Source organism: Marinobacterium arenosum (genome assembly GCF_019795155.1).
In the GTDB taxonomy this organism is placed as follows: domain Bacteria; phylum Pseudomonadota; class Gammaproteobacteria; order Pseudomonadales; family Balneatricaceae; genus Marinobacterium_C; species Marinobacterium_C arenosum.
Genome location: NZ_JAILYN010000057.1, coordinates 1 through 12349, shown reverse-complemented (window position 1 = coordinate 12349; position 12349 = coordinate 1). Strand labels below are relative to the sequence as shown.

Annotated in this window: 13 protein-coding genes; 10 read left to right on the top strand and 3 right to left on the bottom strand. The window is 62.7% G+C overall.

Features of this window, described 5'->3' with window-relative positions:
• Positions 1–301 precede the first annotated feature (301 nt).
• The gene (rsmD, locus tag K6T12_RS18705) at positions 302–922 is read right to left on the bottom strand and encodes a 16S rRNA (guanine(966)-N(2))-methyltransferase RsmD (protein WP_222224408.1); all 621 of its coding nucleotides are present in this window, start codon (positions 920–922) and stop codon (positions 302–304) included.
• Positions 923–931: 9 nt separating this feature from the next.
• Positions 932–2128 (bottom strand): hypothetical protein, encoded by a 1197-nt coding sequence (locus K6T12_RS18700; protein WP_222224407.1) that lies wholly within the window; start codon positions 2126–2128, stop codon positions 932–934.
• A 240-nt stretch (positions 2129–2368) separates the two neighbouring features.
• Here K6T12_RS18700 and ftsY point away from each other — a divergent pair, with 240 nt between their 5' ends.
• The 8 genes from ftsY to trmB all read left to right on the top strand — a co-directional run bounded on the left by ftsY (position 2369) and on the right by trmB (position 9123).
• Positions 2369–3883, top strand: a complete 1515-nt coding sequence (gene ftsY, locus K6T12_RS18695; RefSeq protein WP_222224406.1) for a signal recognition particle-docking protein FtsY — start codon at positions 2369–2371, stop codon at positions 3881–3883.
• Positions 3884–3892: 9 nt separating this feature from the next.
• The gene (gene ftsE, locus K6T12_RS18690) at positions 3893–4552 is read left to right on the top strand and encodes a cell division ATP-binding protein FtsE (RefSeq protein WP_222224405.1); all 660 of its coding nucleotides are present in this window, start codon (positions 3893–3895) and stop codon (positions 4550–4552) included.
• On the top strand, positions 4545–5582 hold the full coding sequence (ftsX, locus tag K6T12_RS18685) for a permease-like cell division protein FtsX (RefSeq protein ID WP_222224404.1): 1038 nt from the start codon (positions 4545–4547) through the stop codon (positions 5580–5582). Before ftsE ends, ftsX begins: the two co-directional genes overlap by 8 nt.
• A 217-nt stretch (positions 5583–5799) precedes the next feature.
• A complete protein-coding gene (gene rpoH, locus K6T12_RS18680) occupies positions 5800–6657 on the top strand; it encodes an RNA polymerase sigma factor RpoH (RefSeq protein WP_222224403.1) in 858 nt (285 codons plus the stop codon).
• 128 nt (positions 6658–6785) lie between these two features.
• Complete coding sequence (locus K6T12_RS18675) at positions 6786–7178, top strand: DUF423 domain-containing protein (protein WP_222224402.1); 393 nt, start codon at positions 6786–6788, stop codon at positions 7176–7178.
• 19 nt (positions 7179–7197) lie between these two features.
• A complete protein-coding gene (thiS, locus tag K6T12_RS18670) occupies positions 7198–7398 on the top strand; it encodes a sulfur carrier protein ThiS (protein ID WP_222224401.1) in 201 nt (66 codons plus the stop codon).
• A gap of 56 nt (positions 7399–7454) precedes the next feature.
• On the top strand, positions 7455–8246 hold the full coding sequence (locus K6T12_RS18665; RefSeq protein WP_222224400.1) for a thiazole synthase: 792 nt from the start codon (positions 7455–7457) through the stop codon (positions 8244–8246).
• A 205-nt stretch (positions 8247–8451) separates the two neighbouring features.
• Entirely contained in the window at positions 8452–9123 is a 672-nt protein-coding gene (trmB, locus tag K6T12_RS18660; RefSeq protein ID WP_255611904.1) for a tRNA (guanosine(46)-N7)-methyltransferase TrmB, read from the top strand.
• A 288-nt stretch (positions 9124–9411) separates the two neighbouring features.
• On the opposite strand, the gene K6T12_RS18655 is transcribed toward trmB, so the two are convergent.
• Positions 9412–9921: a Spy/CpxP family protein refolding chaperone gene (locus K6T12_RS18655; protein ID WP_222224398.1), complete on the bottom strand. Its 510-nt coding sequence runs from the start codon at positions 9919–9921 to the stop codon at positions 9412–9414.
• A gap of 201 nt (positions 9922–10122) precedes the next feature.
• Here K6T12_RS18655 and K6T12_RS18650 point away from each other — a divergent pair, with 201 nt between their 5' ends.
• Positions 10123–10821, top strand: a complete 699-nt coding sequence (locus K6T12_RS18650; RefSeq protein WP_222224397.1) for a response regulator — start codon at positions 10123–10125, stop codon at positions 10819–10821.
• Positions 10821–12191: a sensor histidine kinase gene (locus tag K6T12_RS18645; protein ID WP_222224396.1), complete on the top strand. Its 1371-nt coding sequence runs from the start codon at positions 10821–10823 to the stop codon at positions 12189–12191. The genes K6T12_RS18650 and K6T12_RS18645 overlap by 1 nt, the downstream gene beginning before the upstream one ends.
• The last annotated feature ends 158 nt before the right edge of the window (positions 12192–12349 follow it).

Genomic DNA, 12349 nt, shown 5'->3' with positions numbered 1-12349 from the left:
AGCCCGTTTTTTATGCACGGAGGGTGCTGCGGGCGACAGATCACGGCTTCGACAGACGCACTGCGGGTCACGATAAATCCTTTCCGATCGCTGTAGCAGCCCACTCCGTGGGCGACAGGCTGCGGGCTTCGAAAGAACCTGCGCCGGTCGCGGATAAATCCGGTCCTACGCCAGGGCGGTGTCGCAGCAGCCCGCTCCGCGGGCGGCAGCCGCGAACTTCGCAAGAACCGCCGATGGTCGCGGCTGAAGCCCCTGCTACGGGGGCTCCGTTGTTTTAGGAGGGGCTAAATCCGATAGGCTGCTAGTCCGGCTGGCGGAAATAGAGCTGCGAGCAGACCTGGCCGGTGGTTTTGCGGCGATGTTCCAGCCAGTGGCCGGGGATGCCGGCATCGATCAGTTCCGCTTCGGTCTCCACATAGATGATCGCCTGGGCCGCCAGCATGCCGCGTGCTTCCAGCAATGCACAATCCTGTGCCACCAGCCCCTGGCGATAGGGCGGGTCCATGAAGACGATATCGTAATGCTCCTCCAGGTCGGTCTGGCGGCTGGCCAGCCAGTCGCCGACGGCGGCCTGTACCACCTGGGCCCGGTTGCATTTGAGCAGCTGCAGGTTGCTTTGCAGTTGGCGGCCGACCAGCGGGTCGCGCTCGACGAAGGTCACCAGCTCGGCGCCGCGCGACAGAGCCTCCAGCCCCAATGCGCCGCTGCCGCTGTACAGGTCCAGGCAGCGGGCGCCGGCGATGTAGGGTTGCAGCCAGTTGAACAGGGTTTCCCGAACCCGGTCCGGGGTCGGCCGCAGGCCGTCGATGGCGGGAAACGGGATCTTGCGGCCCCGCCACTCGCCGCCGATCAGGCGTAGCGTCGATTGCTCGGGTTGCGGGGAGCGGGATTGTCTGGCGCGAGTCGGGTGTCGGCGGCCCATCGGGTGTCCTTAGTCGGTCTGAACGGGATTGATGCGGAGGCTGAATTGCGGTTCCAGCGCGAACAGCCCGCGGGCGGCGTCGATGACCTGCCGGTCATCCAGTTCCGTCAGCCGGTCGGGTGCCTGCTGCAGGCTGTCCAGCGGCAGATTATACAGTGCCAGCAGACTCAATGTGTTCAACTGTTGCTGCTCATCCAGCAGCGCCTGTTGCCAGCGTGCCTGCAGCTGCTGGCGGGCCTGCTGCACCAGTTCGCCATCGATCTGCCCGGAAACCCGCTGCAGATCGCCAGCCTCGATCGGCGCAGAGCTAAATATCAGCAGTGCCCGGTAACCGCCGTCGGTCAGGCTTTTCCACAATAAACGGTACTCGCTGCCGGTGACCGGCTGCTGGCGGGCCAGGGCCAGCCGGGCGGTTTCGGCTGCCAGCCGCTGCAGCAGGTAGTCGTCGGCATGGCGGGCCGGCAGTGGGCCGGCCAGCAACAGCAGGTGACGGTCGGCGTTCAGTGATGAGCGGTGCTGGCCGCTGAGAGAGGGCAGCGAGCGGTTGCTCTGGCTGCCGAACTGCTCGTTCCACTCTTTCCATTGTGGTTGCAAGGTTGCCGCCAGTTGCCCGGCTTGCCGCTCGGCGTCGGGCCCGCTGACAATCAGCTTGGGGCTCTGGAACAGTTGCTGCCATTGCAGCGGCAAGGTGCCTGTTTCGCCGAGCCGGTTACGAAACTCGGCCAGCAGTTGCTGGTCAGGCTGCTGCTGGTTCAGGTAGCGCTTCGCCTGGACCCGCGCCAGCTCCGCCTGCCAGAGCAACGGATCGACCGGCTGGCGCAGGGCGTCCAGCAGGCCGGGCAGGTCCGGGGCTTCGGCAGCGGCCGGCCAGGCCAGGGTCAGCAGCAGGTGGTCGTCGGCGCTTTGCAGCTGGTATTGCAGGGGGGGCGCCAGCAACGGCTGCAAGCGCTTGCCGAGAATCTGTCGACGCCACTGCTGACGATCCTGCTCGGCGTCGCTGATGGCGCTGCCGGTGGGTAGCAGGATATCGAGCCGGCGCAATTCAGCATCGTGCTCCAGCCAGTAGAACGGGCTGTGCTCGAGTCGTCCGGCAGACCATTCCTGTCCGCCATTCATAGACGAGAGCCAGATCACGGCCAGCACGCATATCACCAACACCACTTTCAGATAGTTCCGATTGAACAGCGGTTTGTATTGTTCTGCCATGATCAGCTTTCTCTAGTCGTTATCACTCAGAACCTGCGCTCTATGGTAAGATAGGCGGCTTTGAATCCGAGCCCTGCGAACCCATTTCCAGTGTATCGGGAGCCGCCCGGCAATCGTCAGTTAACTCACTGAAAAGATGCGCATTTGTATAGGTTCCCATCGTCAACAGGGTACCGCCGGCAGGCTGTCGCGGTAAACCTGGGTTTGGAGCTATATCCCACTGTAGTGTGAGAGTTCACCATGCTGAAGAAGCTGAAATCGCTGTTTGGTAAAGCCGAACCGAAACAGCCGGAACAACAACCGCAGCCGCAGCCGCAGCCGCAGCCGGAACATCCGGAACATCCGGAACATCCGGAACATCCGGAACATCCGGAACATCCGGAACATCCGGAACAGACGACGGCGGCTGTCGAAACGGTTGAAGCGCCATCCATTGCCGCTGCAGAGTCCACCCCGGCCGCTGTCGAGGTTGTTGAAACCCCTGCGGAGAGCCAGCCGGACGTTGCGGCTGAGCAGGTTGTAAAGGGCGAGGCTGAACTGCCGACGGTCGAAACACCGGTGGTAGAAAACAACACGGCGGAAGCGCCCGCTGCCGAGGTTCAGCCGATCGAGGCGCCGGCGGTTGAGAGTCAAACAGCCGAGGCGCAGGCGGTAGCAGAGCAGCCGGTCGAGATTTCCGAGCCGCAGCCGCCGGTGGTGGAAACAGTGGCGGAAACGGTGGTGGAGGCTAAGGCGGACGCCCCGGTAGACACTGCCGCGGCCGTTGTCAGCACGGACGACAAAGCCGAACAGGATAAACCCGCTGAAGCCGCACCGGTCGAGAAAAAAAGGGGGTTCTTCTCCCGTATCAAGCAGGGGCTGAGCCGCACCAAGTCGAACCTGACCGAGCAGCTGGCGACGCTGTTCCTCGGTGCCAAGGAGATCGACGAGGATCTGCTGGAGGAGATCGAAACCCTGCTGCTGATGGCGGATGTCGGGGTCGAGGCGACCAGCGAGATCATCGAGAAACTGACCGATCGGGTCGAGCGCAAGCAGTTGGCCGATGCCCAGGCGCTGTACCAGGCGCTGAAGCAGGAGCTGGCCGGTCTGCTGGGCCAGGTTGAGCAGCCGCTGGTGATCGACGCCGACCCGGGCCCCTATGTGATCCTGATGGTCGGCGTCAACGGTGTCGGCAAGACCACCACCATCGGCAAGTTGGCCAAACGGTTCCAGGCCGAAGGCAAGTCGGTGATGCTGGCGGCGGGCGATACCTTCCGCGCCGCGGCAGTGGAGCAGCTGCAGGTTTGGGGGGAGCGCAACAGCGTACCGGTGGTGGCGCAGCATACCGGCGCCGATTCCGCCTCGGTGATCTTTGATGCCGTGCAGTCGGCCCAATCCCGTGGTGTCGATGTGCTGATCGCCGATACCGCCGGCCGACTGCAGAACAAGGACAACCTGATGCAGGAGCTGGAGAAGGTGGTCCGGGTAATGCGCAAGCTGGCGCCAGGCGCACCGCACGAGGTGATGCTGGTGCTGGATGCCGGTACCGGTCAGAACGCGATGAACCAGGCCAAGATCTTCCGCGATGCGGTCGGCGTCAGCGGCATTACGCTGACCAAGCTGGACGGTACCGCCAAGGGCGGCATCATCTTCGCGATCGCCAAGCAGCTGGGGCTGCCGATCCGCTTTATCGGCGTCGGTGAGCAGGTCGACGACCTGCGGCCGTTCAACAGCGACGAGTTCGTCGCCGCGCTGTTCGACGAAGGCAAAGAGTAAGCTGGCGCGATGATCCGCTTCGATAACGTCAGCAAGTGCTACGCCAACGGTCATGAGGCGCTGTCGGAAGTCAGCTTTTCGCTGGACGATGGCGAGATGGCGTTCCTGACCGGCCACTCCGGCGCCGGCAAGAGTACCCTGATGAAGCTGATCATGCTGATGGAGCGCCCCTCGCAGGGCCAGGTGTTCATCGGCAAGCAGAACCTGGCCGGGCTCGATCGTCGTCAGATCCCTTCCCACCGTCGCCGGATCGGGGTGGTGTTCCAGAATCACCAGCTGCTGTTCGACCGCACGGTGTTCGACAACGTCGCCCTGCCGCTGACCATTTGCGGCTTCGATCCGCGCGATGCCGCCCGCCGGGTGCGCGCCGCGCTGGACAAGGTCGGTTTGCTGAAGAAAGAGAAGCTGAACCCGATCATGCTCTCCACTGGTGAGCAACAGCGGGTCGGCATCGCCCGCGCCATCGTTCATAAGCCGCAGCTGCTGCTGGCCGACGAACCGACCGGTAACCTCGACCCGCAGCTGTCGGAGGAGATCATGCGGCTGTTCCTGGAGTTCAACCGGCACGGCACCACGGTGATGATCGCCAGCCACGACCTCAGCCTGATCTCTCGCATGCGGTTGCGGACATTGACTTTGCACCAGGGACGGATGGTCGGCGATGGCTAAGCCGCAGAAAGAAGCGCCGCGCCGCCGCGGTGCCGAGCGTATCGATCGCCAGACCGGCCGGATGCCCGTCGGTGAGTGTGGTATCGGCCAGGATCGCCGGCGCAGCCGCTTTACCGAGGCGTTGCGGTTCGACTCCAACAGCCACTGGCAGACCGCCCGCACCGCATTGCGCCGGCTGTTCAGCACACCGGCCGCAACCCTGATGACGATGGCGGTGCTGGCGATCGCGCTGGCGTTGCCCGGGGTGCTCTTTGCCGGCCTGAAGAATGTTCAGCAGCTGGCACTGCGCTGGGAAGGGGAGCCGCGTATCGCGCTCTATCTGCAGCCGGAGCTGCAGGATGCCGCGGCCGACCGGTTCAGCCGTAGCTTGCTGCTGCGCGACGACCTGCGCGCGGTGGAGCTGATCAGCCGTGAGCAGGGGATTGCCGAGTTCCGCGAACTGTCCGGCTTTGGTGACGTGCTGGATTATCTCGGCAGCAATCCGATCCCGGCGGTAATCAGCGTGCTGCCGCGAAGTGTCTCGGCTGCGGAGTTGACGGCGTTGCGTGAGCAGTTGCAGGCGTTGCCCGAGGTGGAGGAGGCAGCGCTCGATATGGCCTGGGTGCAGCGGCTCAATGGTGCGCTGCAGGTTGCCCAGCGAGCGGTGCTGATCGTCGCCCTGCTGCTGGCCAGCGCAGTGTTGCTGGTGGTAGGCAACACCGTGCGGGTGGCGATCGAGAGCCGCCGCGACGAGATCGTCGTTGCCAAGCTGGTCGGTGCCACCGACGGCTGGGTACAGCGTCCTTTCCTTTATACCGGCGGCTGGTATGGCCTGTTTGGCGGACTGCTGGCCTGGTGCCTGGTGCAGTTCAGCCTGATGCTGCTCGATACCCCGGTACGCCAGCTGGCCGATCTCTACCAGAGCCCGTTCAACCTGTTGGGGCTCGGTGTCGTTGACAGCCTGTTGTTGTTGCTGATCAGCATCGGCCTGGGGCTGGGCGGTGCCTGGCTGGCGGTAAACCGCTATCTGCGCCAGATTGAGCCAGAATAATAAGGGGAAAACCTGCTGACGGCGGGCCCATCCGGGCGGCAGGACGTCACCCCACTGTCATACTTGCGCTCTAGGATTTTCCTCATTATGCTGCAATGTCCCTGCTGATGCGGCATGCCGTCTAGCGGGGACGCCGCCTGACGGAACTTCCGTCAGGCAACAGAGTCACATATCAGCGAACTTTATTAGGTACGTCTGAGCAATGATGAGGTCCTCAATGGGCAAAAGCTTGCAAGTAATCGAAAACCTCTCCCCAGGCCGCAATCTGGACGCCTATGTACAGGCTGTCAGCGCGATTCCGGTGCTATCGGTGGAAGAGGAGCGTTCACTGGCCGAGCGACTGTTCTATGAGAACGATCTTGAAGCGGCCCGCCAACTGGTGATGGCCCACCTGCGCTTCGTGGTACATGTGGCCAAAACCTATGCCGGCTATGGTCTGCCGCTGGGTGACCTGGTGCAGGAAGGCAACGTGGGCCTGATGAAGGCGGTCAAGCGGTTCGACCCCAGCGTTGGGGTGCGATTGGTCTCCTTCGCGGTGCACTGGATCAAGGCCGAGATGCATGAGTTCATCCTGCGCAACTGGCGTATCGTCAAGGTGGCGACCACCAAGGCGCAACGCAAGCTGTTCTTCAACCTGCGCTCCAAGAAAAAGGGGCTGAGTTGGATGAACGATGACGAGGTCAACGCTATCGCTCGCGATCTGGATGTGGACCCGCATGTGGTGCGCGAAATGGAAGGCCGTATGGCGGCCAGCGACACCGCCTTCGACGCCCCGGTCGGCGATGACGATGACAAGGCCTACACCGCACCGGCTTACAGCCTGGAAGACCACAGCGCCGACCCGGCCCAGCAGCTGGAAAACGCCGACTGGGAACAGGATTCTCAGCGCCGGCTGGTGCAGGCGATGGAGCATCTGGACGAGCGCAGTCGCGATATCCTGGCACAGCGCTGGCTGCGGGAGGAGAAAGCAACGCTGCATGATCTGGCGGCGAAATACAGTGTCTCCGCCGAGCGTATCCGCCAGCTCGAAAAGAGCGCCATGAAGAAGATCAAGAGCGCGATGCTGACCGCCTGACAAAGGGCTGGCTTGCACCGCTGAACAAAGCCGCCGCAAGGCGGCTTTGTCGTGTCTGGCACGGCCACCATTGGCCGGTTGGATGCGTTATAATCGACCGCCTGATAGCCGCCGGGGAAGCGCCATCGATGTCTGCCAGAGTCCTGCTTTGCTGTGCCGCGTTGAGTGGTTTTGTTGCCGTGGCGATGGGGGCGTTCGGTGCCCATGCGCTGAAGACGGTACTGAGTGCGGAACTGGCGGCGGTCTACCGGACCGCGGTGGATTACCAGTTTTACCATACCCTGGCGCTGTTGGCGGTAGCCCTGCTGCGACGGGAACAGCCGGCGACGGCGTTCACGCTGGCCGGTGGCTGCTTTATGCTGGGGACGCTGCTGTTCAGCGGCAGTCTCTATATCCTGGCGCTCAGCGGCATCCACTGGCTGGGTGCGGTAACTCCGATTGGCGGCGGTCTGCTGTTGGTCGGCTGGCTGGCCCTGGCCTGGGGTGGTTACCGGTGGCTGACGACGGCGCCAACAATCTAATCCGGAATAATTAATATCAATGCAGATTCAGGTAAACGGTGACAGTATCGAGGTTCGCGACGGCGCCACCCTGAGCGAGCTGCTCGACCAGCTGGGGCTGGCGGGCAAGCGGGTTGCGATCGAGCTTAATCTGGAGATCATTCCACGCAGCGAGCATGGCCAGACCGCTCTGCGCACGGACGATCAGGTCGAGATCGTTCATGCCATTGGTGGCGGCTAAGCGGCTGGACCGGGTAAGCAGAACAAAATAATTACATTTGGAGTTGGGTAGAGAACATGTCCGAGCAGAACAAAGACCCGCTGGTAATCGCGGGTAAGAGCTATAACTCCCGCCTGTTGGTGGGAACCGGCAAGTACAAGGATCTGGAAGAGACCGGTCTGGCGATCGCCGCCAGCGGCGCCGAGATCGTCACCGTGGCGGTGCGTCGCACCAACATCGGCCAGAACCCGGGCGAGCCGAACCTGCTGGACGTGGTTTCGCCGGATCGCTACACCATCCTGCCGAACACCGCCGGCTGCTACAACGCGGCCGATGCGGTACGTACCTGCAAGCTGGCCCGCGAGCTGCTGGACGGTCATGACCTGGTCAAGCTGGAAGTCCTGGGCGACCAGAAGACCCTCTACCCGAACATCGTCGAGACCCTGAAAGCCTGCGAAGAGCTGGTCAAGGACAACTTCAAGGTGATGGTGTACACCAACGACGACCCGATCGTCGCCAAGCAGCTGGAGGAGATGGGCTGCGTGGCGGTGATGCCGCTGGGCTCGCTGATCGGCTCCGGTTTGGGGATCCTGAACCCGCACAATATCCGCATCATCATGGAAGAGGCCAAAGTGCCGATCCTGGTCGATGCCGGCGTTGGTACCGCTTCCGACGCGGCGGTGGCGATGGAGATGGGCTGCGAGGGCGTGCTGATGAACACCGCCATCGCCGCCGCCAATAACCCGATCCTGATGGCCTCGGCGATGAAGAAGGCGATCGAGGCGGGGCGCGAATGCTTCCTGGCCGGCCGGATGCCACGCAAGAAATACGCCAGTGCATCCTCTCCGCTGGAGGGTACTATCGGCTGAGCCGGTGGCTAGCAGCTTGTCAGGCTGCAAGACGAGAACTCTAACCTCGGCCCGGCTATAATGCCGGGCTGAGTCGTTTTTAAACCAAAGAATCAAAGGCGCTATGACTGAGCAGCAGAACTCCGACCTGCAGAACGCGGAATTGCCGGGCACTGAGACCATCGAAGGTACTGACAACAAAGAAACCGCGGATGAACAGAAGCGTATGCGCCGGGTACGCAGCTTCGTGTTGCGTACCGGTCGAATGACCGAGGGGCAGCAGCGGGCGATGGACCAGAACTGGCCGTTGATGGGGCTGGAACTGGCCAACGGCATGATCGACCCGGCCGACGTCTTCGGTCGCGAGGCGCCGCTGGTATTGGAGATCGGCTTCGGCATGGGCGATTCGCTGGTCGAGATGGCCAAGGACCAGCCGGAAAAGAACTATATCGGTATCGAGGTGCACACGCCGGGTGTCGGCCGTCTGCTGAGCAACGCCGCCGAGCAGGGGCTGAGCAATATCCGGGTCTACAGCGAAGATGCGATCGAGGTGCTGGACCAGTGCATCCCGGATGGCTCGCTGGATACCCTGCAGCTGTTCTTCCCCGACCCCTGGCACAAGAAGCGTCACCACAAACGCCGCATCGTGCAGCCGGCCTTTGCCCAGGCGATTCGCAAGAAGCTGAAGATCGGCGGTGTGTTCCATATGGCCACCGACTGGGAGAACTACGCCGAGCACATGATGGAGGTGATGAGCGCCGCCGAGGGTTATCGCAACCAGATGGGGGACGGCCAGTACGCGCCGCAACCCGAATGGCGTCCGGTCACCAAGTTCCAGAAGCGTGGTGAACGGCTGGGTCACGGTGTCTGGGACCTGATGTTCGAGCGGACCGAGTAAGTTATCCACCGCTGAGTTTTGAATAGAGCCCCCGATTCTGGGGGCTTTTTTGTGGTGCATCCGTGTCTAAGGAGGCTCAAAGAACAAAACCGGCACAGCTCGGTAGGGTGGGCACGTTTTTTTGTGTCCACGCGGCGATTGTTCAGCTGATGTAGATGTTTCCCGCGAATCCGCGATGAACCTTTTTTGTTGTGCAGTCGTGCGTAAAGAGGCCGCAAGAATAAAAAAACCGGCCCGGTGGGCCGGTAAAGATGAGACCTGAAGGCAACGTATCAGGGACTCAGGGACTTACTCGCCGTCTTCCTCCGGATGGCCCCGGCGCTTACCCCAGCGCTCGCCCATCTTCGCTTTCATCTCCTTGGCCTTCTCCAGCTGTTCGGCATCCAGTACCGAGGCGATCTGACGCTGGGTCTCGGCGCGCAGCTTGATCATCTGTTCGACCGCATCGGAGGCCTGCTGGGCCAGCCGGTCGACCTCTGCGTTGTAGTTCTCGCTGGCCGGGTCCAGCGCGAGCAGGGCCTTGCGGTTATCGTGCATCTGACGACGGTTGTCGCGCATCTGCTGGCGCTGGCTGTCCATGATGTCGTCGATCTGGTCGACCTGGTTGTCGCTCAGCCCCAGTTTTTCCTGCATCCGTTCATAGAATTTGCCGTGCATCATGCCGCCCGGATGGCCGCCGCCGTGTTTGCCGTAACCTTCGTCGTCGCAGTGGCCGCCACGGGCGTAGCTGTTGGCCGCCGCCAGAGAACCCAGACCCAGTACGGCAACGGTGGCGCCAATCAGAAGTTTGCTAGCCATGATATTTTCCTCGCTTCTATGTTCAGTGTGACCACGCGGATAGGTTCTGGTCGCTGGCGTGGTCGTCGTTAGTCGATGGATCCATTCTGGCCGCAGGGAGCGCTAAGTTGGGTTAGCGTGCTGTAAAGTTTGGTAAAGCCTCTGCAGCAAAGGAGGTGGCCGGGTAAACTGCAGCCAGATAGCTGTGATATCGGAGAACAGATGAGCAACCACAACCGATTGCTGCTGGTGGATGACGACCGCGAACTCTGTGCGCTGCTCAGCGAATACCTGAGCCACGAGGGCTACCTGGTCAGCTGCGCCCACGATGCTGACCAGGCGCTGACGGCACTGGCGGGCCAGAGTTTCGACCTGCTGGTGCTGGACATCATGATGCCGGGCCGCAGCGGCCTGGAGCTGCTGCAGGAGTTGCGGCCGGCGGTACAGACGCCGGTGATCATGCTGACCGGCCGGGGCGATGACATCGACCGGATACTGGGTCTGGAGATGGGCGCCGACGACTACCTGGGCAAGCCGTGCAATCCGCGCGAGCTGCTGGCCCGTATTCGGGCGGTATTGCGTCGGTCCCGCGCTACGGAATCGACAGAATCGAGCGTTGTACCGTGCCTTAACGGTATCGAGCTTGATACCGGCCGGCGCGAGGCACGGTTGGACGGTGAACTGCTGGAGCTGACCTCAGCCGAATTCAACGTGCTGATGCTGCTGATGCGGCAGGCCGGCACGGTGGTCGGCAAGGCGGAGCTGACCGAGAAGGTGTTGCATCGCAAGTTGACCGCCTACGACCGGGCGATCGATGTCCACGTCAGCCGGCTACGCCAGAAACTGGCCGGTCACCGTCCGCAGGAAACCTTTATCAAGACCGTACGTGGTGAAGGTTACCTGATGGTGAGTGAGCACTGATGCGTTGGTTTCGTAGCCTGTTCTGGAAGATATTCCTGGCGATCTGGCTGTCATCGTTGGTAGTGCTGGCGGTGACGGTGTTGGTGATCAGCCAGCTGGCCGAGGAAGAGCGTTACAAGAGCCTGCTGGCGGAGCGGGCCCAGACACGTGCCGAGCAGCTGGTCGAGGTATTTGAAAGAGCCGGCCACGAGGGCTTGAAAGAGTTGCATGACGAGCGTCAGCGCTGGCGTCGTCATCGGTTGGGGCCGCCGGATGATGAGTTTGACCGGCCGCCGCCGCCCCCTGATGCCCGCTTCGGCCCACGTCCGCCGCCACCGCCGCTGATCCGTATCTACGAGCAACAGAGTGGTCTACAAGTGTTCGGCCCGCCAAAACGGCGCGCCGACCCGCGTGAGCCATTAAAATTGTCGGTCATTTCCGGCAGCGGCAGGTCTTATCGGGTGGAGGTCAGCTGGCGGCGTAAGGCGGCACCGTTCAAGTACCTGTTCCGTTTCGTGCTCTCCTACCAGGTGGTGATGATCCTAGTGGCCTCGGCCATGGCGGCCGGCCTGCTGACCTGGCTGGTGGTGCGGCCGCTGAATCGGCTGCGGCGTCACACCCGTGACCTGCACCAGGGCGATCTCGGCAGCCGGGCGGGGCGTCGGCTTAGCGGCCGGAGGGATGAGATCGGCGATCTGACCCGTGAATTCAACTTCATGGCGGATTATGTCGAACGCACCCTGACCGGCGGGCAGAAGCTGCTGCAAGATGTCTCCCATGAGTTGCGTGCGCCGCTGGCGCGGCTGCAGGTGGCGGCCGGGCTAGCCGAGCAGCGGCTTGGCGAAGGCGATCGAATTGCCGCACGGATCAATCGCGAATGCGACCAGTTGGACCGGCTGATCGACGAGATCCTGTCGCTGTCCCGGCTGGACTCGGTGGAGGCCGCCGGCGAACCGTTCGAGCTGGCCGAACTGCTGGCCGAGCTGCGTGAGGATGCCGCCTTCAGCGCGCCCCAGCGAGCGTTGCACTGGCCTGCCCCGGAGTGCCTCTGTCGGGTGGCCGGTAACCGCCAGCTGCTGCTACGGGCGTTGGGCAATATCCTCAACAATGCGCTCAAGCACACCCCGGATGATGCGGCGCTGCATGTTCAGCTGGAACGCCAGCCGCAGCAGTGCGTGATTCGCTTTCGCGACGAGGGGCCGGGGGTGGATGCCACTCTGCTTGAGCGGCTGTTCGAACCGTTCGTGCGGGCCGGCAGTGACGCTGACGGCTATGGTTTGGGGCTCAGTATCGCCCGCCGGGCGGTGGAGCGGCTGGGCGGCCGGATCCGTGCCCGCAACCACCCGGACGGCGGCCTTGAAGTCGCCATCGAGCTGCCGCTCAGCGAATAGATGAAAAAGGCGATACCGGGGTATCGCCTTTTCTCTGTGTGCGCCAGGCATGGCGCGTAGCGCCTTGACTGGCGCTGTTCCGGTACGCGTGGTGGCGGCCGGATGACTTGGTGGTGAAAGTCCACTGTCGGCCCGGCAAGGGGAACGATTAGCCGAAC